Consider the following 24,999-nt stretch of genomic DNA (forward strand, 5'->3'; position numbering starts at 1 on the left):
TTTTATAATGGACATGGTATACCTGTCTACGCGATGTTAGTCCTCATTGCATACCCTATATCGATTGCGGGATATAAGATATGAAAAAAGGAGGATCAGCTCATTGTTATTTCCAATCGACAGCCAGTTTACCCCTATCTTGATCGGAGGCGCACCATTAACCGATCCAGCTGGGGACGTGAACCCGTCCAGTACGGACATTGTGGGAAGCGCGCAGTACCCTGCGGCATATTTTGCGTATGACGGGACCAGTGTGTTCTTTAGGCTTCGTCTTAACGGTGATCCCAGGTCTAAAAATGCTTTCGATAATTTCGCCTGGGGCATTCTTTTTAACACTAATGGAATAGCCGGGACTTACCAATGGGTGTTAGCCGTTAACGGGCTAAAAAGTCAGCTGGAGCTCATTCAAAACACGACCCAGCAAGTCAATACCTGGAATGACCCTGCCGAAGGCACCGATGGGAAAGGCACTCCCAATTATGCTCAACCCATTGTCAATTATGATATTGTCAGAGCTCGTGCGACAAATGACGGCTCCAATTTTGGAGGAGATACGGACTATTTTCTTGATTTTGGAATAGCAGCCTCGGTATTATTCCGATTCCTCGCTATTAATGAATCATCCGTCATCCGAATGATGTTTTTCTCTTCAGCCAATAATAACAATTTTAACAAGGATACTTTGCTTACCCAAGGGTTCAGCTTCGCCAGCGCCTTTACTGATCCAACCACAACAGAGCAAAGTGATATGAGAGCCATGCTTAGTGTCAACAAACAATTGGTATCAGGGCCCTCCAGCGTACTGGCAGGTCAAGTATCGTCGTGGACAGGAACTATCCAGGTCACCAATACCGGTAAAAGCGCAGCTAATAGTGTTATCGTTAACGACTCGATTACACTTGATGTATTGTCATCACTAACTCAGACCGTAACGCAAGGCTTCACAAACTTTGATGCCTTGAACAAAATATTGAGCTGGAATGTCGGGAATATCCCTGCAGGGGGCAGGCAAACCCTTAGCTTCACCATCAACGGACAGTTTCAATCCCCTGGAACCGGTACTCGTACTCTCAACACGGCGAGAAGCACAGGCTTGGATTCGCAAACCGGAGGAACGATTCCCGCAGCTTCGTCCTCGATTACGATATCAGTACAAAATACTGGCGGAATAGCAGGGATCATTCTGGATAACTCGACGGGACTTCCTCTGCCGGGTGCTGTCATTCAGCTTCGCAACAATACAAATCAAACGATTGCACAATCGTCCAGCGACTCGGGAGGAGCCTATGGATTTACCGGTATTGCTCCGGGAGGCTATACCTTAACCGCAACTCTGCCTAACTATACCATCGTGACGGTTCAGACCACGGTTAATTCCAATTCGGTAACAACTTTGAATTTGATGCTGCCTCCGCTCCCTGCAGCTGTCCAAGGAAAGATAACGGATACAGGCGGTGTTCCTATTCCTGGAGCAATGATCCTCCTTAAGTCCCCCTTCGGAGCTGTATTGGCAACCCAATCAAGCGATGCGAACGGTTTATATGCTTTCGCTCAGCTGATTCCGGCAACTTACACCATCATTGCCGGCGCTGATCGATATCAAGCCCAAACCGCAGGCGTTGTTTTATCCCCAAATCAAACGTCGAATCAGAATTTTGCTTTAAAAGCGAATCCGGCAACCGTAGCCGGAACTGTAACGGGAAACGGCATCCCGATTGCCGGTGCATTGGTCGAAGTCGTAAACGATAAGGGCCAGGTCATTGCTTTCACTAATTCGGGCCTTGCAGGAACATATTCTATCGGTTCTTTAACTCCGGGAACCTATAGATTGCGTGTTAGTGATCCCGGTTTTGCTGCACAGCTTATCGGGTTTACCGTTGGTGCCGGAGGAAGTATCACGATCAACGTGGACTTGGCTCCTAATCCCGGTTCGCTATCCGGTGTGATTACGGATGCCGGAACCTCACAGGCGCTGTCCGGTACCGAAATTAGGCTCGTGAACAGCGGAGGAATCACGGTGGCAGCAGTAACGGCTAATAGCGATGGCTCGTACTCAATTCCTGGTATTGCCCCCGGGAGCTATACGGTGACCTTCGCCCATAACGGCTATGCGAGCAGCACGCTAGGAACGATTATCACCTCAGATCAAACCGCCATATTGAACGCAAGCCTGCAAACGTTAGCCGGCCAGCTAAGCGGAGATGTAACGGATTCTTCCGGTTCCCCTATCCCGAGTTCAGTCGTTAGAATACTCATGAATCAGCTTATTATCGCCACTGTCAATGCGGATAATAACGGAAATTACGCAGTAAGTAACCTAGCCCCCGGAAACTATACTGTCCGTGCGGAAGCACCTAATTATCAGCGCAGCGTGCTGGGTGCGTTGATCGAACCCTTTCAGACGACTACGGTTAATTTTCAGTTGGACCCGAATCCTAGTACCATTATAGGCACTGTCACGGATGCAAGTGGAAATCCGCTAGCCGGTACGGTACTTACAGTCCGCATCGATACGGCTGCCGGACCGAACGTAGCCAAATCGATTTCGGATATTAACGGTCAATATACGGTACTTGATCTTACCCCTGACGATTATTTCGTTACGGCGGCTGCTGACGGCTTTCAGCTAAGCGTTCAAGGAATTATTGTTACACCAGGTTCGACGCAGACACTAAACTTCAGCCTTTCACCCGAACCATCAACGATTCAAGGAACCGTCTTTGATGAAACCACAGGTATTCCCATCCCTTCCGCCACGATTGAGATTCGAATTATGAATTCCAATGGCGCTGTCATTGCTACTGCCTTTACCGATCCATCAGGCAATTATTTGATATCCAGCCTGGCTCCGGGGACATACAGAGCGATTGCCAGTGCCTTAAATTACCAATCAGACAGCGCCACTGTCGTTATCGGTCCTAACCAAATAGCGACACTGAATCTTGAACTGCTTCCGGATCCGGGCGGTATCCAAGGCCAAATCACAGATAGTGATACAGGAGCCGCTATTGGCGGCGCAACAGTGAAGGTTGCCGATTCCGATGCGCTTGTTACAGCAACTGCATTTACAGACCATACAGGCAATTATAATGTCGACGGCTTAGCGCCAGGTAACTATACGGTCATTGCAACGAACACTGATTATCAGACCAATACCATCGGGGCCATCGTTTTTTCGAATCAGACGGCTTCCGCATTTCTCAGCCTGGCTCCCAATCCCGGATCGATCAGCGGTACACTTCAGCCTGGATTGTCAGGAGCATCGGTGCAGCTGTACGACACCAACAACGTATTCATCGCTACAAGAATAACGGATCAGAACGGACGGTTTCTGTTCGATTCGCTTGCCCCCGGATTGTACACAGCCGTAGCTGCCGCAGCCGATTATGCTGCCAGCCGGACGGGGGCACATGTCAGCTCGAACGAAAACACGGATATTTTGATTCCCATGCTCCCAGATCCGGCAACACTTACCGGAATCATAACGGATCTATCCGGAAATCCGTTGAGTAAAGCTGTGGTCACTGTTATGGATCAGAACGATACGATCCTCGCGACGGGCCTGGCTGACGCGAATGGAGCCTATATGGCTGACAGCATTCCTCCAGGCACTCATACCGTTCAAGTAAAAGCTCCCGATTACAGCCAGGCAATCGATACCACCACGTTCGCTCCAGGTCAAACGATAACCGGGTTGAATTTTATACTGACTCCGGATTCCGGTTCTGTCAGTGGTCAAGTAACAGACTCGGTGTCGGGAACTCCAATTCCCGGGGCTACCGCAGCGATAAGAGCCTTGGATCAACAAGGGGTGATTGTAAAATCGGTTACTACAGGCCAATTCGGAAACTTCGTGATTCCCGATCTTGCTCCAGGACCCTATACCGTTCTCGTAACGGCCGATCAGTACGCATCCGATTTTGTTGGTGTAGTCATCATCAGCAACTCGTCAGCAAATGCAAGCATTTCTCTTTCGCCGCTGCCCGGCACGATACAAGGAGCTGTCCAAGGGCTAACCGGATTGCCTGTGACAGGGACTGAGACGCTTATTCGTCTATACGATGCCAATGGGCTGCTGCTGGATACCATCTTTGCTAATCCGGATGGAACATTCGTCTTGTCTAATCTGCAAGCAGGCTCTTACAGCATTCAAGCCGGATCCCCTGGCTTCGCCAATAATACTGTAACAGTCAATGCGGTTAACGGTATAACGACAAACGTGATCATCCAACTGACTTCAACGCCGGCAAGCGTGACGGGTACTATCATTAATGAAGCTTCCAATGAACCTGTGGAGGGGGCTGCTGTCACCGTGAGAGACAGTGCAGGCGATATTGTCAGTCAGACCGTCTCCGATAACAATGGCAGTTATCAGTTGGATAACGTGCCTTCCGGACAGCATACCGTTACCGTAACAGCACCAGATAGTGGAACAGTAACCAGCGGAATTCATTTGGACGAAGGGCAATCGACTACGGCAGATTATTCTCTCCCTCCCTCGCCGGGAAGTATCGGCGGGTTTGTCATTAGCATGGCCAGTATGTTCGCGATCCCCGGGGCAGTTGTCGTCGTCAAAGATTCAGCCGATACCATCATTGCCTCCGTACCTGTATCCAATACGGGGCAATACCAGGTCAATAATTTGACACCTGGCAGCTATACGGCAATAGCCAACGCCGATGGATTCTCAAGCCAATTCGGAGGTGTGGATGTTGCGTCCGGCCAGCAATTGGTAATCAGCTTCGCCTTGAACCCGCTTCCCGGCTCTGTCAGCGGTATCGTTTCGAACTCATCCAATGGCACTCCTGTTGAAGGAGCAGCTGTAGACATCCGATTAAGCAATACGTTCGGCCCGGTGCTTCAAACGGTATCGACTACACCTTCAGGCACTTATTCCAATGGGAATCTGGTGCCCGGTAACTACACGATTACCGTATCCAAAGATGGTTTCACCTCTCAGATAACCTCGTTCGATGTGGTATCGAATCAAAATACAACTATTGATTTCAACTTGCAGCCAGTTGCTGCAACCATCGTCGGAACAGTTAGTGAATCATCTACAGATAAGCCTGCTGCTGGTGTAGTCATTGTCATATCCGATGAGAACTCAACGGTAGTAGATACAGTGCAAACAGGAACGACAGGGTCTGCTGTCGCAAGCGGCGTTCCCGGCGGGGATTTAGTTGTCGTCGCCTACAAACCGGACGTCCAATTACAGGAGACACTGATTTTCGCTTCGGGTGCCCCTGCCCTGCCTGTTCATTTCGACTTAGCTCCCCATCCGGGGGATGTCATCGGGCAAGTACTCAATGCATCAACGGGAGGAATTATTACCGGCGCTATCGTCCAGATTTTGACCGAGAATAAAGTACCCGTGACACAAGTCGCCACCAACGCCTTCGGAAGTTATCGTATAAGCGGCTTGAGCACGGGAGTTTATACCATTGCCGCTTCCGCTCCGGGCTTTGGTTCAGACGCAGCTCTGGTTCAAGTCAGTGCCGGAATGGCGGTGCCGGTAACCCCGCTTTCCTTTGACCCTGAGCCCGGAAATCTTCGGGGAATGGTAACCGATCCGTCGTTCCGGCCTCTTGCTTCAGTGCTGGTACAAATATTCAATCTTCAGGAGGTGCTGGTCCGTAACGTCATAACGAACAGGCTTGGACAATATGCCGTCATCGGATTGAATCCGGGTGTGTATTTGGCAAGGTTCAGCCTAGAAGGATACGTTCCAGAGTTAAGGAGACCGGCCATTCGGAAGCTGGACACCACGATTTTGAATGTTGTGCTCCACCCGGAGAGTGAGGAATAAACAATAAAAGGTTGTAAGGCAAATAAAAGCCCCTTTCGACGGACACGCAGCTAAAAGCGGACGCCGAGAGGGGTTTGTTTGGTTATTTTATAGCGGCAAAGCTGTCGTTCTTGCGGCAGCCTGTTGCTCTTACCGTCACTGAACATGACGGAATGCCTATTTATTCCTCTTCCTCAGTTACCGTATAAATTACAATATTGGAATCCACCCGTTCCGTTTCCCCAGTGTCTTCCCGCTCAAACGTTACATGCGCTTGATTCTCCACAGACTCATTGCTTGGAACAAGCACTTGCAGGGCTTGGAAGGTAATCCTTACCGTTTCTCCGGGAGCCAAGGACCCCAAGTGAATTCCTTCCTCCGGATGAGCGCCGGTAATGGGCTTATTATTAACTATCACGCTGCCACCCGTAAATTGGGTACCGTTCGGCAGGTTATCGAATAAAGTTACATGGTTCAATACAGTGGGGCCCAAGTTAGCAACCGTGAGTGTCCCGGTTCTATTAGTCACGACAAAGGAGAATGTCAGTCTGCTTCCCGGATGACTTTCGATAGGTAATACGGATTTGGCCACACTCAGAGGCGGTTGGCCGATGACTTTAACAGAAGCCATATCGCTTACCGGGTCGGTTTCCGCAGAGACGGCTATAGCGGTATTCGTTATGACGGTTCCCACCTCTGTATCAGCCGGAACGGCGAACTTGGCTCTCACAGTTACAGATTGATTGGGAAGCAATGTGCCAATCATGCGATGGATCCCTAACCGATCATCAATGACTCGAACCGATGTAAGAACGGAATCGCCGGTATTGGTTACCGTAATCCGGTAATCAATCGTTTGTCCCCCCATGACGACGGATCTATCTGCTGTTTTGACAATTTCAAGCTGATGATTGGGGCGCGGCGGCTCGGGAAGTACAGTAACTCGAGCATCATCGGTAACTGGCCCCGTTTGATCCGTTTGGGCTGTAGAAACATTCGTAATGATTGTGCCGCCCGGTGTTCCTTCAGGGATGGTAAATCTTCGGGTAATGACCGTACTGGACCCTACAGGCAGACTGGCAAGGACTTCATTCAAATTAAGCATAGCATCCGTAATTCGAATATTTGTCAGATCCACTTCTCCGGTATTCGTAACCTCAATACGGTACTCGACGGTTTGCCCCGGCCTCGCTTCTGTTGGTGTAACGCTTTTTTGTAAAGTGAACGCCGGTACAGGAACTGGAGGTTCCGGAAGTACATTCACGACAGCCTCATCACTGACCGGGCCGGCCTGATCCGCTTGTGCCGTAGAAGTATTGAGCAGTACCGAGCCTGCTGGCGTACCTGGCGGTATGGTGAACGATTGCGTAATAACAATACTCGTATCAATCGGCAGGCTGGGAAGTATCTGGTCAAGTCCCAGCATGGTATCTGTTAGACGAATATTGGTCAACTCCATTTCCCCGGTATTAACGACCTCGAGCCGGTATTCAACCGTCTCCCCAGGGAGAGCTTCCGTCGGCGTGACGCTTTTCTGCAAAGCAATATCTGGTGTCAGAACAGGCGTTACCACTTCATTCGAAGTGATATCTCCTGTAAGTATCGGCCCGCCGGTGACACTCTGATATTCGAAAGTCACCAGCGCTTCATTCACGATATCCCCTTCCGGCGGCAGTGATACGACCCTAACCTGGTAGGTCACTACAACAGCCGCACCGGGAGGGACTGAGCCAAGCGGGATTCCGACCCTTGGGTCTGCGTCCGTAATGGGGGTCGAATTAATAGTCACACTTCCGGGAACAAATTCCGTATCGTTAGGAAGGCTGTCAAACATCAAAGTGGTATCTGCCGGTACGGTGCCGGAATTTTCAACAACAACCTTATAAGTCAGGATTTCCCCCAGACTGGCGCTTGCCGCATCTACACTTTTTTCCACCGTAATCCTTGGCGAATTGATATCAATATAGATTCCTACCGCTATGACGCTGTATCCGTCTCCTCCTGTCCTTAACTGAAATACGGCTGAAGTCTGATTGTTGGTCAACGTTGCGGAAACATCTACATTGGTGATATCCCAAGACTGTCTGCCCCCCACAATTTGCGTTCCCGGCTGCCCGTTGATCTGGTTTCGATCGCCGAAGGTACCTGTCGTATCCAGGTTGCCGCTGTCGTCATTGATCTGTGAAGCAAAGAAATTGTTGGGAAAATTATTTGGCCCTTCCAGCACAGTTAGCGCAGCCTCCGTCGGTCCGAATAAAACCTGATCCCCTGTCTTGTTGGCATCGCCATCTTGGGCACATAGCGCCATTCTTCCGGATATGGCTCCTGACGTAGGTGTTGCGAACCCTGTAAGGGTCGTAGTCAATTCGGGAATGCCCGCAGCGATCTCGACAATCCCTACATTCAGACTGAGGTTGCGAAAAGGAAGGCCTGGATTCTCGTAAACGACACATAGCGTCCATCCGCAGTTATTTGCCGTACTATTGCCGAGATCAATATTTCCAACAACACCACCGACTGTATAGACTCCGGCCCCTCCTGCCTGAATGATAGCTGTGACATTCGCCGATCTGAAATAATTGTCCGTCGCATTGCGATGCGAGGTCTGAGCGGTGACGGGGTCCGGAGAGATGCTGAATGTTCTGCCTTGTGGAGTCGTTAAGGAAACGTCCTTATCTATGAAGGCAAAATAATTATTAGTTCCGCCGGTAACCGCATAGGTTCCTGCCCATACCAGCTCCGCATATTTGACCCTGCTGCCGGCGGGAAGCTCCAATATAGCGCTGGCGCTGTTAAGATTGAAATCCGAAGTCGTTCCCGGAGGATAACTTCCGAATTGCATGGATGTATCGATGGCAACAAATGCCCCGATAAAATCCCGTGTACCCGGCACGCCGGTTTCATTGGAGCGGCTGAGCCCGAGCGTATTCCCAGTGAATGTAATCGCTCCAGTATCATTGTCACTGTAGCGAAGTATAAACGGCACGTTAGTTTCCTCCTCAATGAACCGATTTTCCCCGTCTTTATAGAAATCCCTATTTCGGTTATATAGACCCTACTTCCAAATATATGAGAGGAATCTCCTTTATGTGTTGGGAAAACCCGATTTATGTCCATTGCCGGCTAACGCGGTCCCTTGCCTCTTTTCACAACTGCTCGGATACATATTGTGCATCCTGGGCTACGCCTCCAATCAGAGCCGATCCTCTCCGGTACTGCCACGGTAACCCGAGAAAGAATAAACCGGGAACCTCGCTTACCCCGCGTTTATGTACAGGGAATCCGCCAGTGCTTACAACACCCCGAATCTCTATCCAGCTATAATCAGGCCTGAAGCCGGTGGCCCATATAATATTATTCACTGATAATTTCGAGTCGTCTTCGAACAAAACTTCATCCTGAGAAAAGGAAGCTGCCCGCGGCTTCAAGGTTACTTTACCGACAGCGATTCGGGATCTTAATTCCTTCCCAATCACCGGTTCATTTTGTCTAAGTATTCTTCCCAAGAGTGAATCCGTTGTGGCCTTGCTTAACCCAAGCTTATCGAACCACCAAAATATGCTTTTATTCCATAGACGAACAGGCAAAAACTTCAATGGTTTCGAGACCGATAGCGTAACCTCCCTGGAAAGACTGCACTCATAGGCTATCTGCGCTCCCGAATTTCCGCCTCCAACAATAAGGACAGCCCCTTCTTTCAGTTGATTCTGATTTCTGTATTCCGAAGAGTGTAATTGCACCACGCTGCTGCTTATATTCTCTGCTCCTTCAGGAAGAAACGGTTTTTGAAACGGCCCCGTCGCTATAATAACCTTGTTAGCAAGATAAGCACCCTTCGTGGTGATTAATTCGAAAGCATCTCCCTTTTTTCTCAAATGAGTTACCTTTGTCTGTAATTGAAGGGGGATTGAAAATTTATGGGCATAACGCTCCAAATAATCCGCGACCTCATCCTTTGTCGGAAATCCATCGGGATCCCCTTCCATCCGATAACCGGGCAAGGAGCTATGGGACCTTGGGGTAAATAAGACAAGGGAATCATACCGCGATCTCCATACTTCACCGATTCTATCCTTGGAATCAATCAGTAAGTAAGATAACCGCTTTTGGGACAAGTAGTAACCCATGGCCAATCCGGCTTGTCCTGCTCCAATAACAATGACGTCAAACTGTTTTTGATTCATGCTGTTCACATCCGTATTTGTTTATATGATCACTTATTCATATATAGTGTAAGATATGTGTTCTATTTTTTCAAGCTATTTCTATTTGTTCCAGTGAAACAAAAATATCCCCACAAATGTGGGGGGCTATCTAAGGCTCATGCAAGGAGGTCATACCTCTCTTCCCGTGTTGCCGCTATACCTATGCGAGTGCGGCGTGCTTCCGCTAACGGTCGTGTAGCCTCTGAATTCGTGGTAATGCCCACCGCCGCCAGGTATAGGTATGGCAGGTCCGGTTGTTCCCCTGATAATGTGAGTGTGACCCGCATCAAAGGAGGTTTCCGCGTAATAATTGTGGACATGCGGGACACCGCTTGGGGCGGCTTCCGTCATACCTGCATAATGATGGTTATGGCCTACGTCAAACGAGGTGACACCAGAAAATGGATGCACATGTACTGGACGATTATCCCACGAGGTGATAAATAATTTATGTGAATGCTCATTTCCCTCATCATTCGAATGAACGACAAAGCCCGTTATAGGAATATCCATGCTTTTCTTCCCTTCATTTTTTGTCTGTATACTGTATGAAAGCCTAAGAAGAAAGGCATGGGCGGGAGCCCAGTCGTTGTACTTTTATCATGCCATATCGGGATTCCCGTAACATCTCCCCTAACCTACGTAACAGGTATTGGTGCGGCCCATCAAGCGTTTATGGAAAGGAGGCATGAGATACGCGGCGCGATTTTCGAAGACAGGTATGTATGTGTCCAATAAAAAATGCACTCCTGGCATTCATCGGTGACGCCGGCTGGCTTCTCCACGATTGAATTCAAGAGTGCATTTATGATGGAACTCGAGATGTAATTCCAAGGTTTGCTACCAGGAGTCTGTTAAGCCACTTCTTGTTGAACCTGCTCCTGACGGATCGAGGTTACATACTGCTTGCCTTTGTCCGAGTCATACTGTCCTTCCCATTTGGACATAACCACCGCTGCCAAGGAATTTCCCAGTACGTTCACGACGGTGCGTGCCATATCAAGAATCCGGTCAATCCCCGCGATGAACGCAAGTCCCTCAATAGGAATATTGACAGATCCCAGAGTCGCTAGCAGGACAACGAAGCTGACACCTGGTACACCCGCAATCCCTTTTGAGGAAATCATAAGCACTAACAGCAAAGTAATCTGCGTGCTGATCGGCATATCGATGCCGTACATTTGCGCTATGAATATCGCAGCAAGAGCCTGATACAACGTGGAACCGTCAAGATTGAACGAATATCCAGTCGGAATAACGAACGATGTAATCGCCTTTGGACAGCCGAACTTCTCCATTTTCTCCATAATTTTAGGAAGAACGCTCTCCGAGCTGGCGGTAGAATAAGCCAGAAGCAGTTCGCTTTTTAGAATACGAATCATCGTGAAGATGCTGGTGCCGCACAGCTTGGCAATAATGCCGAATACGACAAAGATAAAGAAGAACATAGCCCCGTAGACGGACAATACCAGCTTACCGAGCGGAATAAGAGATGCAACGCCGAATTTGGAAACGGTTACTCCGATTAAGGCAAAGACGCCTAATGGTGCAAAATTCATAATTTTATTGGTTACCCAGAACATAGCGTCTGCGACGCCTTCGAAGAAATGAATGACGGGCTTCCCCTTCTCGCCGATAGCCGCAATACCTAATCCGAACATTACCGAGAAGAAGATAATAGCCAGCATGTCCCCAGCAGCAAGTGATTGAATAATGTTAGTAGGAACAATGTTAACGATAGTATCAATGAAATTATGCCCTACTTTATCGGTGGTTTCTACATATTTGTGAATATCCGATTTGGCCAGATGGGTCATGTCCACCCCGGCGCCCGGCTTGAATATATTTGCTGCAAGCAAACCGACCACAATAGCGATGGTAGTTACAATCTCAAAATAAAGAATCGATTTGCCGCCAATTTTACCCAGCTTCTTCATATCCCCGACACCGGCTACACCGACGATCAAAGTAGATATGATAATCGGTACGACGATCATTTTGATCAAACGGATGAAAATGTCGCCTACCGGTTGAAAATAGGTTGCTATAGTAGGATTCCCGTAAAACAAAGCACCTACAATGATCCCTAAGGCCAGACCTATAAAAATTTGTGCTGCCAACCCTATTTTCTTCATGATCCTATGCCTCCTTTAAGATAGTAAACGTTTTCTTTATTGTAAAAGGGCATCTACGCGAATCGACAAAAATCTACGCAGCCCTGTAAAAAAAATATTAAGATTCGAAAAATAGGGCAAACTTCTGTACAATAATCTAGTCTGGTTATTGAATGATAGGAAGTGCTATCCTTGAAAGAGCTTATTACCGCGTTGCTATTCATGATGATTGCAGTACCGCTTGCCGGAGAGATCAAGTTTTTTCCATTCCACGATACGTTTAGAATAAGTCTGGGGACGCCGGTATTTTTCTTTTTCTTATTATGGATTCGAACCCTCCCTCCATTCTTGTCGGGACTGATCGTCGGCTTCAATGTCGTCTTGTTCCGGCTTCTTTGGGACGGCTTCCTGCACCCGAATGGGTTATCCATCGATGAGCTGTTTCAGCTGCATTATCCTGTTTTTTTCTATTACACGACCTACGCTTGCCTATTCCAGCTTCTCAATTTGAATAAACAGCCGTATCAGCCTCTGCGGGTCGGCGCTTTGGATATCATCACGGAGACAGGGGCAACCTTCGCAGAGCTTGCATTCCGGCCGACGATTATTGAGGATTTCATCCATTGGGAGGCTTATGGCAAAATCGTGCTGATCGCTGTCGTTCGAAGCTTCTTCGTGCTCGGCTTGTACAATATCATCCAGCTGCGCCAAGCGGTCTTAAATGAAGAGCAGCAGCGGCGGCAAAACGAACATACTCTGGTGCTTATTTCGAATTTGTATGAGGAATCGGTCCAGCTTAAAAAAACCCTCAAGTACGCCGAGAATATTACCAGAGACAGCTACGACCTGTATCGCAGCCTGCTTCGAGCCGAACAAGCTGCCGAACCCGGTCTTATCAGGCTTCTTGCCGAGCGTGCCCTGCGGATATCCGGTCAGGTCCATGAGATCAAAAAAGACAACCAGCGCATTTATGCGGGTCTATCCAAGCTTATTCACGAGCAAAGCTCGGCGGATTATATGGGAGCCGGAGAGATCGGACGTCTTATTGTCAGCACTAATGAGAAGTATGCGGAAGCGCTCGGCAAATCCATCCGGTTTAGCCTTGATGTGGATGAAGCGCTGCCTGAGCTCCATGTGTTTACGCTCCTCACTCTGGTAAACAATCTGGTCGCAAACAGCGTTGAGGCGATGGATAAAGAAGGCTTTATTCTGATCAGGGCATTTCTTAAGGGCGAATACATACAAATCCACGTGATCGATAATGGTCCCGGCATCCCCGTCAAACGCAGGGAACGCATATTCACACCGGGTTATACGACCAAATATGATCTATCGGGTACCCCATCAACAGGTATGGGATTGTTCTATATTCAGGAGGTGGCGGAGTCGTTGGGAGGAAAGATCGAGCTTAGAGAGGATTCCCGCGAGGGTGAGACCATGTTCACCATCACTTTGCCTGTACAACAAGTTATCAAGAGGGGATAAACATCATGCGTTTTTTTATTGTCGATGACGATCAAGGCATTCGGTCCATGCTGGCCGATCTTATAGAGGACGAAGCTTTGGGGGAGGTTGTAGGAGAAGCCGAGGACGGCTCTCTTGTTACTGCGGAGCTGCTCGAGCTGAAAAGAGTCGATATCTTGCTGATTGACCTGCTTATGCCCCTTCGCGACGGCATTCAAACCGTTCGGGAAATCGCTCCGCTGTTCAGCGGCAAAATCATAATGATCTCCCAGATCGAGAGCAAGGACATGATTGGCGAAGCCTATTCGCTAGGCATCGAATACTATATTGCCAAGCCGATTAACCGGCTGGAGGTGCTTGCCGTGATCCGCAAGGTAGAGGAACGGCTGCGTCTGCAAAAATCCATTCAGGATATTCAAAAATCTCTGCAAGTTCTAAACCTGGGAGGTCCCCCTGAACGGCCGGAATCATCGAGTACCCGCCATACCATCACGTCCTCCGGACGAACTCTTCTGTCTGAGCTTGGTATGATTGGCGAAGCAGGAAGCAAGGATCTGCTGGATATGCTGGAATATTTGTACGAACACGATACCTCGGCGGAAGCTCCCCACACCTTTCCCGCTCTCAAGGACATATTCCGCGGAATCGCAGTACGCAAGCTGGGAAGCGCGGCATCCGATTCGGATATAGCCAAAGAGGTCAAAGCTTCGGAGCAACGCGTGCGCCGGGCCTTGTTTCAAACGCTCAATCATATCGCATCGCTGGGACTGACCGATTATTCCAATCCGAAGTTCGAGAACATCGCGTCGAAATACTTTGATTTCACTGAAATCCGCAAGAAGATGATGGAGCTCCAAAACGACGTCGAGCCGTCTTTTTCGCAAACGAAAATTAACACGAAAAAGTTTGTGCAGGTACTCTATATGGAGGCCAAGCGGCTCATTCATGTATGATACTAAGCGCAGCTCATGGGGGCATTTACGTCCCCAAAGCCCTCTTCCCTGCCTGTTCTAGCTTTTTGATCGACGCTTTCCCGGCTTGAAGACCGAAAGTGCGAATAACGCGAGAAGAGCCAGGAGCTGAATGGCAATCCCGATCCACAATTGAATACGGTTCACCGCAAATTCAGGATTCGATAAAGCCTGAACTCCTTCCGCCGTTATTATCGTTACAGCCTTCAGGGTCCAGAAGTACATGCCGATTGGTCCTAACAAAATACAGACCGCGGTCAGGATCTGCTTGGCAATGAGCCAGTTATATCGAAACAGCCCCCACGGTGTCAGCACGGACAATATAACTCCGCTTGCCAATGTCCCGATTGTCGAAGCGCGGACTGACGTCTTTGACAGCAGATGCATGACGGTATAGCATGCCGTAAACACGCCTGCATCGTTTGTATTTGCCAGGATGATGCTTAAGACGAGGAAGATGACCGCGCCTCCGAACAGGATGGCCGAAAACAGAATATGAATCGTAAGCAGCCACTTTCGCGGGGTTGGCTTCAATTTGATCATGCCCACCTGTGTTCACCTCCTTTCCCCTACCACTGTTCTTTCCTCATCTTAACCATAACTTATTAACGGTCTCTAAACGAATGATTAAAAAAGTATGAACTGCCCGCATAGCATAATATTGCACCTAATGGTTAAGATATGAACCGAAGGGATCTTTCCCTTATCCTTTCCGGAATACGCAGCAGCATAAACCCTGAAGAGCGAAGCAAGATTGTCCGGCAGTCATGCCATCTGCAGCCATAACAACTTAGAGAATAGAGGAATCCGACGTGGATAAAAGATCGAATCCTGAAATGGACGACCTGCTCACCCATCAAGCGGGAGCTACCCGATTACATGAAACCAGAAAGACAAAAGAGCCTGTACAGATCAATCCAGCCCCGCCTCCGGGACCCGTCTCCGAGAAAGAATAAGCTCATTTGAATAAAAATCCCCCTCCGAATGGGACGGCAGGGGGACATACTATTCAGACCTTTACATGAACTTACAGGGATAGGTGATCGTCCTCATGGTATTTTCCAGCTTTGTATTTCTTTACGGGTTCCTTCCACTAGTCCTGCTTCTCTATTTTATCGCGAAAAAAGAATGGAAAAATACGGTGCTCCTCTTCTTCTCCCTCTTCTTCTATGCCTGGGGAGAGCTGACTGGGGTCTTTATCTTGTTGTTCAATGTGCTGATCGGCTGGATCAGCGGACGCTGCATCGAACGGGCAGGCCAGACAAAGACAGGCAAGACGCTGCTCTTTCTTTCTATTGCGTTCCAGGTCCTCTTTCTCGTTTATTACAAATATCTAGGTTTTCTTCTTGAAGCCTTCCAATCCGTAACATCCGTTTCGTTAGCCTACACACCACCGGCCCTTCCCATCGGAATTTCCTTTTTTACTTTCCATGTCATTTCCTATTTGGTGGACGTCTATAGGCGTGAAGCCCCGGCATTGACCTCCTATTCCTCACTGCTCTTATATATAGCGCTATTCCCGCAATTGGTGGCTGGTCCCATCATCCGGTATGCCGATGTGCAAACTCAGCTTAAGGAACGCAGGATTACCCTGGACGGGTTCAGCCAAGGTGTCGTTCGTTTCATAACAGGGCTCGGGAAAAAGGTGATTTTCGCCAATTCCCTGGCAGGGCTGACTCCGTTTTTCCTGGATAGTCCGAGCGACCAATTAACTGTGGCAGGAGCTTGGCTCGGCATCCTCGCTTTTGCCCTTCAAATTTATTTCGACTTCTCCGGGTACTCGGATATGGCCATCGGCCTTGGTAAAATGTTCGGCTTCTCCTTTAAGGAAAATTTCGACTATCCGTATATCTCGACGGGAGCAGCTGAGTTCTGGCGCCGGTGGAATATCTCGGTAGGCCGTTTTTTCCGGGACTATGTCTATATTCCCTTAGGCGGTAACCGGAAGCGCGCCTTGATGAACATGTTCATCGTCTGGTTCTTGACGGGTCTATGGCACGGCGCCAGCTGGAATTACGTAGTATGGGGGTTATTTTTCGGAGCCATGATCACTTTGGAGAAAAGCTTCCTTCAGCAGCTGCTTTCCCGTTTGCCCCGCTTCATTTCTCATTTATACTTCACGGTGGTGGTGCTTGTGGGATGGGTGTTTTTTTACTTTGAGTCGTTGCGGGACGGAGCGAGATATTTACGAACGATGTTCGGTCTTGGGCATGTACCGGCGGTTGATGAAGCCTTCTTCATTCATTTGCAGAACCATATTATCCTGCTCGTGCTTGGCCTCATAATATCGACACCGGTCCCGGCCAGGCTGCATCAAGCCATGTCGCATCGCATGAAGCCGCGTATGGCGCATGCCGTCTATAATCAGCTTTTGGTGCCGATTACTTCGCTTGTGATTCTGGCCGTCTCGGTGCTGCTGCTAGTAGGAAAAACCTATACGCCTTTCTTCTATTTCCGATTTTGATTCAGTGGAGGCACAGCTATGAAGCTAGGACAATATTTACAAATTGGCTTCTTTCTCCTGTTTATCTATCTGGGTACGGGCTTAATGTGGTCTTTAGGCGGAAACAGGGTGTTCTCGGAGACGGAAAACCGCAATCTCGCGCCGCTTCCGCAATGGTCGACTCATGCCTTATGGTCTGGCCAATATTTGCATGACATAGAGAATTATGTAGCCGATCATGTTCCTTATCGGGATGCGCTGGTCGGACTAAGCAAGCTCGTGGAAGCATGGGAAGGCTTGACCCTTTCTCAGGATGCCGTGATTGTCGCTTCGAATGCAGATAATACGGGACAAGCGGCTGTACATGCCGATGAAGAGCCTGCAGCGACGATGAATCAGCCCCCCTCTCAAGGGCCTGAGGTTACAGTCCGTATACCTGATGCTGCCCCGACTCCGGTTCCTTCCCCGCAACCGAAGCCCGACATGGAATCCAAAGCGCAGAAGCCGGGTCATGTTATCGGAAAAGTCTTGATCGTGGAGCATCGTGCCGTGAATTTATTCAGCTATATTTCCTCGGCCGGAAAGCTGTATGCAGAAACGATCAATCATGTGAAAGCAGCTATGGATGCCCATTTCAACGCCAAAATTCCCGTGTCGGTTCTCATTGCTCCTACAGGGGCAGAATTTATGCAAAGCGAACAGCTGAGGAAATTATCCGCCTCTCAGCAGGAGGCTATTCATGAGGTCTATCAGCAGCTGAACCCGGACATTACCCCGGTCGATGCATTATCCATGCTGCAGAATCATGCGGAAGATGCCATCTTTTTTCGAACGGATCATCATTGGACAGCAACCGGTGCCTATTATGGATATGCGGCGTTTATGAAAGCAAAGGGCGAATCTCCGATTCCTCTGGAGAAATACGAGAAGGCGGAAGTCGCCGGTTTTCTGGGATCCTTATATTCAGCTACCCGAAACAGCAAGCTGGAGAAGCATCCGGATATGATCGTTGTATATAAACCATATGTGAAGCATGAATATACGGTTCATTACGCTGGACCGCTCAAGATGGATCTGCTCGACATGAGTCATGCCCAGAAAAAAAACAAATACAGAATCTTTCTGAGCGGTGACCGGCCATGGGGCCGAATTACAACGGAGATAAACAACGGGAAGCGGTTGGCTGTTATTAAGGATTCCTATGGCAACGCCTTGATTCCATTTCTTCTTCCTCATTACAATGAAATTTACGTTATAGACCCGCGGCAATTTACAAAGTCATTGGTACCATTCATGGAGGAGCATCAAATTCAGGAACTATTGTTTATTAATAATTCCGATGTGCTAAGCAATCCTGACTTCATGCAGCTAGTTCGCGGGATGAGTTGATAAATCTGGATAAACGGAATCTACAAAGCGGAGAACCATATTCGAATAGCTTGACAGATTGCCCTCCGATTTCAGCGTCAGCTCATTGATATCTCCTGAATCCATCGAATCGATATTTCCTATCATTCGCCCAAGTTCGTTCGCATTGGCATCCAAATAAAGAAGCTCGAAGGATACAGGATGATCCAGGCTGTTCAGGCTCTCGCTCAGTTTCAGTCTGCCTTGCAAAATCGTCCTTTCCCCATCCCAGCGTATCGATTGAATATCTAAGGAAATCCGCTGTGTTTCATCCGTGATCCGAAAAGCAGGATCCGGAACCAACACCCATCCATCCAAGCCGCAAGCCTGAACATGGTACCAGTCTCCGCGTTTCTCATAGGCCCGAATGGTTTGGGCTGAAAGCTGGCATAACGAGCGGAGCGGATAGGTATCGAATGCATATTCCCTGATGGGTGTCCCCTCAGGTACATTCAGCTCCTTATCGGCCAGCGCCACTTTGTCTGAAGGTCCGATAAAGGGACTGTACCATGCATCCCCATTCTCGGTATGGATATGATACCAGCGCTGGTATTTCTCAAATGCGACGACCATGACCGGCGTTTCCATGATCCTGGCCGGCTTCGAGCTGTAGTCAGCCTTGTCATAGACGGGACTGCCCGGCATGAGCTTCAAAGGCTTGGGTTCCATGGGCTGTGGAACAATGACCAGTTCATCGATAGGAATCCACTTCTCTCCCAACCATGTCGAGATGCGAAAGTAGTTTTGTACAAAGGCATTGCGGTCTACATATTGTGGAGCAATTTTAATTCCAGTGCCTCTATCCAAGAACGGGGCATCGTACAGCTCCGTCTCCTTCATGAGCAAAGCAGGCGGCTCCTTGGCGGTATATGCCCGGAACGGAATGGCCTTAGAGACATAGATCCACTTATTTCCTAACCAAGTCTCAATTTGATACCAAGCGGTATCGTCCCACATGGGCTGCTTGCTTCTATTAGAGCCTGCCAGTTTTACCGTTTGCGGCGTAAGCTCCACTCCCGTGGGGGATGAAAGATTCGGCTCCTCGTATAGAGCTGTGGACTCCGTTAAGGTCAGCATATTCGGCTTTAGCTCTTCTTCCCCTGCCGCAAATAAATGCAAGGGAATCGAACAAGTGAACCAGACTAAAGATAAAAGAAAAAATATGCGATGGATAAATTTCATTCTTATTGGCCCTCCCTTCCGTTACAATCATTTAGACGCAGCGGAAAGGCGATAGTTTCCTTATTTGGGCAGATCAGGTGAGCGCATAAACATGGTTAAGGAGACTTCGCAAATATTTGCCTCGTAATAGTTCCCATATAGGCATGAGCCCCATATCATAAATGTAGCCAGCGGCAGAGACTTTACAGTCATCTTTGCTGTACTGCACGATATTATTTGTGATTCAAAGGGAGTGACAGCGTTGCAAACAAGGCAGGTTACTATCCCAACACCCTCACGTTGGGGAATCAATGCTTTTGCCGGAGGAAGACCTGTTGTCTGGGGAGAACTCAACATATACTCCATCGAAACCAACGGGAGATTCACAGGCACGGTTAATTTTCGGGGAACTCCGATTCCTATTGAAGGCTTCTGGAATTCCGGCAGCGGACAGATCAGCTTCTCTTCTCCGTATGCCCGTTTCATTGGAACTCTGAGTAATTATGACGACCCAGCCATTCGCACCCGGCATTATGTCCTGAACGGCTCTCTTCTCATGATGCCGCCTTCCATTCAAGCGGGGGAACGAGGCACCTGGATTGCGACCACCAACACCTGTTTGACTCAACAGGAGCAAGGCGCACCGGCCAGCACCAGCCTCCCCCCTGTTGGGGTATTTGTGACGGCGGACTATACGGGTACTCCCTGCTAGTTTTTACCCTTTAGGGACAGACAAAGCAGCCAATTGCGTTGGCTGCTTTGTCCTGTAGCTTGATTATTTATGACGGAACGTATCATCGCTCTCTCGAGGATTATTTTGCGCTGGATGTCCCTCATAATTGTCAATCACTTGATCTGCATAATTCGGGTTGGAATTGTACTTATTCCCTTCGTTTTTCTTTTTGCCTTTAGGCATAACCATTCACCTCCATCATCGTGTCGGTCAGGATTCCCTGTGCACCCCTCATTAGAATGGGATAGTCCCGGCGCCTTCATGCACGTAACTTTTCCCTTCCCCCTTTTCGCTGGAGGAATCTGAATAAAGCGTTTAGGGCATGATAAAGTTTGGGAAATGTCAAATTCGTTGTTTTCCCATAATGACAAAAGTGAGGTGCATGATAGCATGGCAAAGGATAAAGAACGCAATCACAATGAAGAAGCTGATGCAATAAGCAGTAACGACGTGGGTGAAGCTGTAGGAACGGTAGGCGGAGGCGCTGTAGGTGCGATTGTCGGTTCGGCACTGGGACCGGTAGGAACGGTTGTAGGCGGTGTTGTAGGCGCAGCGCTGGGTAACCAAGCTGGCGAGAACGTCGGCGGCAATAATGCTGCTGCTGATGAGAATAACGACAATCATCGCTAATCGGTTGACATGACAATTAGGGTGACGGGGGAATCCCGCACCCTTTTTTATTCTTATATGTAACGAATGTGTTAGTTCCGCCGATAGGCCTTTTCATGAAAACGGGTAATGCTGTGAAAGAGCTGCTCCCCATCCTCCGGCAGACGGTCTTCTTCATTGAAGTTTAAGTACATAGCCCGATAGGGCTCCGGCACCCATATATAATGATGTACATAATCGGTAAGATGAAATCCATTGGCTTCCCAGAATTGGACTCGCCTTTTGTTCTCCTCTGTCGGTTCTGCCTCCACTTCGACGATAATCCCTTTGCATTCTGCATGCGTTCGTGCCCATTCCTTTATTCGGTCCAGAAAGCATCTTCCGTTCCCTTCGCCCCGTACTTCAGATCTAATCGCCAAGTAGTCGATCAGTAACGCGCCTGCTTGCTTATCGATGCCGCTTAATGCCATACCAATAAACTCGGAGCCTCGCGAGATGGTATGCAGCTGACACATTTTTCTGCTGAACATCCGGCGAACGATATCCCTGCTCTTCCTCCCGCCTATTGGAAAGGCCTGCTCGTAAATCGGCTCTACAGATGACCATAGAACTTCATCCCACTCATCGATTATTTGGTAGTCCAAGTCCAATGCTTTCATGATGTTCCCCGCTTTCACCAATATCCTGTTCTATTCTAATGTAATCTTCCCAAAAAACATGAAAGCCACCACATAACATACCCTGCCTTGGCTATACTTTTATCAGCGGCCAATTCCAATCCTGCAATAAAAAAGGAATAAGCGCAGATTATGTCGAAATGCTTGTATTATGAAAACAATAAACGCTAGAACCTCAATTCGATATGGGGTTATTTTAATCCTCTTCTTAAGCTTTCTTCTCGGCCTGCGTCTGGCGTGGAACCAAGCTTTTCTTACTTTGAGCGAGCCTCGCCCCGACCATGGCGTGCTGGATCTCCGCGGATTTAATCTGGATCAAACCGCTTCCTTCTTGCTCGACGGCGAATGGGAATTTTACCCAAATCAATTACTGACAAGTCAGGATATTCGGACCGGGTCAAATCAGGCAGCAGCCATACAAGTTCCGGGAGACTGGGGAAGCTTGCTGGATGATGAGTCCGGTTCTTCCTACGGATACGGTACATATCGGCTGCGCATACTTATTGATCCTTTAAAGCAGCCGGTCGCTTTGTGGTTTCAAGGTATCCAGGCATCCTCGGCAATAGAACTTAACGGAGTTACTGTTGGCGGTATGGGCAACCCTGCGGCAAACCCGAATGACTATGTGCCTTGGAATGTGTCCTACACTTCAACTTATTCTATAGAAGGGACTACTGAGATAGAATTGCTTATTCGGGCAGCGAACTTTGACGACCCCCACTCCGGCGGGATCCTGAAGTCTTTTCGCTTCGGCTCCCAAGCTTCTATCGACTATGTACGATGGTATTCCATTGGATTTCAGCTGGTTATATTTCTTATTCTGCTGCTCCATGGTTTATATGCAATTATTCTATTTATATTCAACCGTCATGAGAGGGCTTTGCTGATCACTGGCTTGTTAACGGTGTCGGTCGGTATTGCCGTGCTTGCCGGGCACGATAACGTGCTCTTGCTATGGCTGCCTGTCAATTACGCTTGGGCTATCAAGCTCCGGCTGCTTGCTCTTTTGTGGCAAAATGTATTTATTCTACTTCTTTTCAGAAAGTTCGCTGCAGCTCCACCTGGAAACCTGGGCCTTCGCATCTATCTAGCGGCCGTTGCCATTTATTCAGGATTCCTGGTTGTTGCCCCTGCTTCATGGGTTCATACAGCGACATATTATCAAGTCTTCCATGTATATTACTTACTTGCGTTTGCTTGGTTTATTTATATTGTCGGTACAATGATCTTCAAAAAACAAGCCGATAAAGACATCATCTTCCTGATGCTTACAGCCGTTGCTATCCTATCCAACGTAACATGGAGCTTGATAGAAGCCGTTTCCAATGTCACAACAGTCTATTATCCATTGGATATCTTAGCAGCTATTACAGGGTTTTCCACATATTGGTTTAAAAAATATTTCCGTAAATCCAGTGAAAACGCCAAGCTTAATGAGCAGCTCAAAAGAGCGGACAAGTTAAAAGATCAGTTTCTCGCCAACACGTCTCACGAGCTGAGGACACCGCTTCATGGAATTATGAATATCGCACGGACTGTGGTTACGAAGGAAAAAGACAATTTGAACGGGAGCAGCCTAAAGGATATGGAGCTGTTGATCACGATCAGTAACCGCATGTCTCATATGCTAGGAGATCTTCTTGATGTAGCGCAGCTTCAAGAGCAAAGACTCACGCTGAGTAAGGAACCCTTGCTCGTTCAGTCCGTCGTCCCTGGAGTTATCGGCATGCTTTCCTTTATGACCGGTACGAAGCCCATACAGCTGCATATGGATATAAGCGAGAAGCTTCCGCCGGTCATGGCTGATGAAAAAAGACTGGTGCAGATATTATATAACTTATTACATAATGCGATCAAATACACGGAACAAGGGATCATATCCGTTTCCGCTGACATGAGGGAAGGCCGGGCTGTCCTTCATGTATCGGATACCGGAATTGGAATGGACGAGGAAACACAAGCCCGTATCTTCTTACCTTACGAGCAAGGAGCTTATGGAGTTAGTGACAGAGGAGGCATCGGCCTTGGGTTAAGCATCTGCAAGCAGCTGGTGGAGCTGCACGGCGGTACGTTATCGGTTCGATCCCAATTGGGCGAAGGCTCTGTATTCAGCTTCGATCTTCCTATAACCGACGAAATGAATTCTCCTCTGCAGCAAGATATTCAGCAGTCCGTTCCCGAAGCGGCAGGATTTGTGAATACGGGAGCACCGTTTGCAGATTCCATAGGAGAACTGGCAGCCTCCGTCATCATTCCGTCGATTGTGAACTCGAAAAGCATCCATATACTTGCCGTTGACGATGACCCGATCAATCTTAGTGTGCTGGAGGGAATCCTGTCGGCGGAATCGTACAACATTACTACAGTTCATTCAGCTCGGGAAGCGTTGGAATTGCTGGAGACCAAGCAATGGGATTTGCTGATTACCGATGTCATGATGCCTCATACCTCCGGCTATGAGCTGACGCAAAAAATAAGGGAACGGTATTCGGTATCCGATCTTCCCATCCTACTGTTGACCGCCCGTACCCAGCCCGCCGATATCTATACCGGATTTATGGCTGGAGCCAACGATTATATTACCAAGCCTGTTGACTCAACGGAGCTTAAATATCGAATCCGAGCGTTGACAGCACTGAAGCAATCTATAGATGAACGGTTGCGAATAGAGGCTGCTTATCTGCAAGCGCAAATCCATCCTCATTTTCTGTTCAATACGTTAAGTGCGCTAATGGCGCTAAGTGATATAGATACAGAAAAAATGCGGAAGCTCGGCGACGCCTTTACATCCTTCCTTCGGATTAGCTTTGACTATTTGAACACGGATGAACTGGTTGAGCTTGAGCATGAACTGGAGCTTGTCAAATCCTACTTGTATATCGAACAGGAGCGTTTTGGGGAGAGGCTATCTATACAATGGGAGGTTGACCCGAACATTGAAGGGCTTCTGCTCCCTCCCCTCTCTATTCAGCCGCTCATCGAAAATGCCGTAATTCACGGCCTATTAAGCAGGAATTTAGGGGGTACAGTACGTCTAAGCATTAGCCGCCAAGAAAACCTCGCCTTTATTGAAGTCCAAGACAACGGTAAAGGAATGGATCAGGAAAGGGCCGCTCAGCTATTAAATCCTTCCAGCAATGCAAGGCGGGGGATTGGTATTTCCAACACCCATCGAAGGCTGACCCAGCTATACGGACACGGCTTGTCTATAGTCAGTAGGATCAACGAAGGAACGACCGTATCGTTCGTTATTCCCGATAGCGGAAAGCCCCTCGAAGCCGGTAAGGATCAATAGCAGGAGGCGAAAAAATCATCCTCTCCTGACCGGGAGAGGTTTCTTCATTAAATAAACATCGGCCCCAGCCCGTATCTTTAAAGAATACTGGCTGGGGCCGATTCGTCCTGAGCTTTTTACTAGCTGCTTATA

The 24,999-nt window shown here is 48.5% G+C and carries 17 protein-coding genes; 9 read left to right on the forward strand and 8 right to left on the reverse strand.

Translation table 11 applies throughout. The features are described from left to right. Window positions 1-103 precede the first annotated feature (103 nt). Window positions 104-5,809, forward strand: coding sequence for a carboxypeptidase regulatory-like domain-containing protein (locus ABEA66_RS32985; protein ID WP_345594294.1), 5,706 nt, complete (start codon window positions 104-106; stop codon window positions 5,807-5,809). Between the two features lie 160 nt (window positions 5,810-5,969). On the opposite strand, the gene ABEA66_RS32990 is transcribed toward ABEA66_RS32985, so the two are convergent. From ABEA66_RS32990 to ABEA66_RS33005, 4 genes are all read right to left on the reverse strand, one after another. After that, window positions 5,970-8,774 (reverse strand): DUF7507 domain-containing protein, encoded by a 2,805-nt coding sequence (locus ABEA66_RS32990; RefSeq protein WP_345594296.1) that lies wholly within the window; start codon window positions 8,772-8,774, stop codon window positions 5,970-5,972. 160 nt (window positions 8,775-8,934) lie between these two features. After that, complete coding sequence (locus ABEA66_RS32995) at window positions 8,935-9,972, reverse strand: flavin-containing monooxygenase (RefSeq protein ID WP_345594298.1); 1,038 nt, start codon at window positions 9,970-9,972, stop codon at window positions 8,935-8,937. 150 nt (window positions 9,973-10,122) lie between these two features. Beyond that, entirely contained in the window at window positions 10,123-10,506 is a 384-nt protein-coding gene (locus ABEA66_RS33000; protein WP_079909383.1) for a YmaF family protein, read from the reverse strand. Between the two features lie 341 nt (window positions 10,507-10,847). After that, window positions 10,848-12,128 carry a cation:dicarboxylate symporter family transporter gene (locus ABEA66_RS33005; protein ID WP_345594301.1) on the reverse strand — a complete coding sequence of 427 codons (1,281 nt, stop codon included), beginning with the start codon at window positions 12,126-12,128 and terminating at the stop codon, window positions 10,848-10,850. Between the two features lie 171 nt (window positions 12,129-12,299). Between ABEA66_RS33005 and ABEA66_RS33010 the strand changes: the two genes are divergently transcribed. Continuing rightward, a complete protein-coding gene (locus ABEA66_RS33010; RefSeq protein WP_225948013.1) occupies window positions 12,300-13,592 on the forward strand; it encodes a sensor histidine kinase in 1,293 nt (430 codons plus the stop codon). A gap of 5 nt (window positions 13,593-13,597) precedes the next feature. Next, the gene (locus ABEA66_RS33015) at window positions 13,598-14,524 is read left to right on the forward strand and encodes a response regulator (RefSeq protein ID WP_345594306.1); all 927 of its coding nucleotides are present in this window, start codon (window positions 13,598-13,600) and stop codon (window positions 14,522-14,524) included. A 57-nt stretch (window positions 14,525-14,581) separates the two neighbouring features. On the opposite strand, the gene ABEA66_RS33020 is transcribed toward ABEA66_RS33015, so the two are convergent. Then, window positions 14,582-15,085, reverse strand: coding sequence for a DUF2269 family protein (locus tag ABEA66_RS33020; protein ID WP_345595197.1), 504 nt, complete (start codon window positions 15,083-15,085; stop codon window positions 14,582-14,584). A gap of 269 nt (window positions 15,086-15,354) precedes the next feature. Here ABEA66_RS33020 and ABEA66_RS33025 point away from each other — a divergent pair, with 269 nt between their 5' ends. From ABEA66_RS33025 to ABEA66_RS33035, 3 genes are all read left to right on the forward strand, one after another. After that, on the forward strand, window positions 15,355-15,498 hold the full coding sequence (locus ABEA66_RS33025; RefSeq protein WP_179135913.1) for a hypothetical protein: 144 nt from the start codon (window positions 15,355-15,357) through the stop codon (window positions 15,496-15,498). Window positions 15,499-15,593: 95 nt separating this feature from the next. Continuing rightward, a complete protein-coding gene (locus ABEA66_RS33030; protein ID WP_345594308.1) occupies window positions 15,594-17,006 on the forward strand; it encodes an MBOAT family O-acyltransferase in 1,413 nt (470 codons plus the stop codon). Between the two features lie 18 nt (window positions 17,007-17,024). Continuing rightward, the gene (locus tag ABEA66_RS33035; RefSeq protein ID WP_345594309.1) at window positions 17,025-18,374 is read left to right on the forward strand and encodes a DHHW family protein; all 1,350 of its coding nucleotides are present in this window, start codon (window positions 17,025-17,027) and stop codon (window positions 18,372-18,374) included. On the opposite strand, the gene ABEA66_RS33040 is transcribed toward ABEA66_RS33035, so the two are convergent. Beyond that, entirely contained in the window at window positions 18,354-19,574 is a 1,221-nt protein-coding gene (locus tag ABEA66_RS33040) for a hypothetical protein (RefSeq protein ID WP_345594310.1), read from the reverse strand. The two genes, ABEA66_RS33035 and ABEA66_RS33040, sit on opposite strands and share 21 nt — an antisense overlap. Window positions 19,575-19,806: 232 nt before the next feature. Here ABEA66_RS33040 and ABEA66_RS33045 point away from each other — a divergent pair, with 232 nt between their 5' ends. After that, the gene (locus ABEA66_RS33045; RefSeq protein WP_377740539.1) at window positions 19,807-20,265 is read left to right on the forward strand and encodes a hypothetical protein; all 459 of its coding nucleotides are present in this window, start codon (window positions 19,807-19,809) and stop codon (window positions 20,263-20,265) included. Window positions 20,266-20,328: 63 nt separating this feature from the next. Here ABEA66_RS33045 and ABEA66_RS33050 read toward each other — a convergent pair whose 3' ends face one another. Further along, window positions 20,329-20,469, reverse strand: a complete 141-nt coding sequence (locus ABEA66_RS33050; RefSeq protein ID WP_179135912.1) for a hypothetical protein — start codon at window positions 20,467-20,469, stop codon at window positions 20,329-20,331. A gap of 207 nt (window positions 20,470-20,676) precedes the next feature. On the opposite strand from ABEA66_RS33050, the gene ABEA66_RS33055 reads away from it, so the two are divergent. Further along, window positions 20,677-20,916 carry a glycine zipper domain-containing protein gene (locus ABEA66_RS33055; protein WP_079909376.1) on the forward strand — a complete coding sequence of 80 codons (240 nt, stop codon included), beginning with the start codon at window positions 20,677-20,679 and terminating at the stop codon, window positions 20,914-20,916. A 71-nt stretch (window positions 20,917-20,987) separates the two neighbouring features. Here ABEA66_RS33055 and ABEA66_RS33060 read toward each other — a convergent pair whose 3' ends face one another. Next, complete coding sequence (locus tag ABEA66_RS33060; protein WP_079909375.1) at window positions 20,988-21,554, reverse strand: GNAT family N-acetyltransferase; 567 nt, start codon at window positions 21,552-21,554, stop codon at window positions 20,988-20,990. Window positions 21,555-21,723: 169 nt separating this feature from the next. Here ABEA66_RS33060 and ABEA66_RS33065 point away from each other — a divergent pair, with 169 nt between their 5' ends. Further along, the gene (locus ABEA66_RS33065) at window positions 21,724-24,867 is read left to right on the forward strand and encodes a hybrid sensor histidine kinase/response regulator (RefSeq protein WP_345594315.1); all 3,144 of its coding nucleotides are present in this window, start codon (window positions 21,724-21,726) and stop codon (window positions 24,865-24,867) included. Window positions 24,868-24,999 lie beyond the last annotated feature (132 nt).

It is taken from the genome of Paenibacillus vulneris, from assembly GCF_039543185.1.
In the GTDB taxonomy this organism is placed as follows: Bacteria; Bacillota; Bacilli; order Paenibacillales; family NBRC-103111; genus Paenibacillus_S; species Paenibacillus_S vulneris.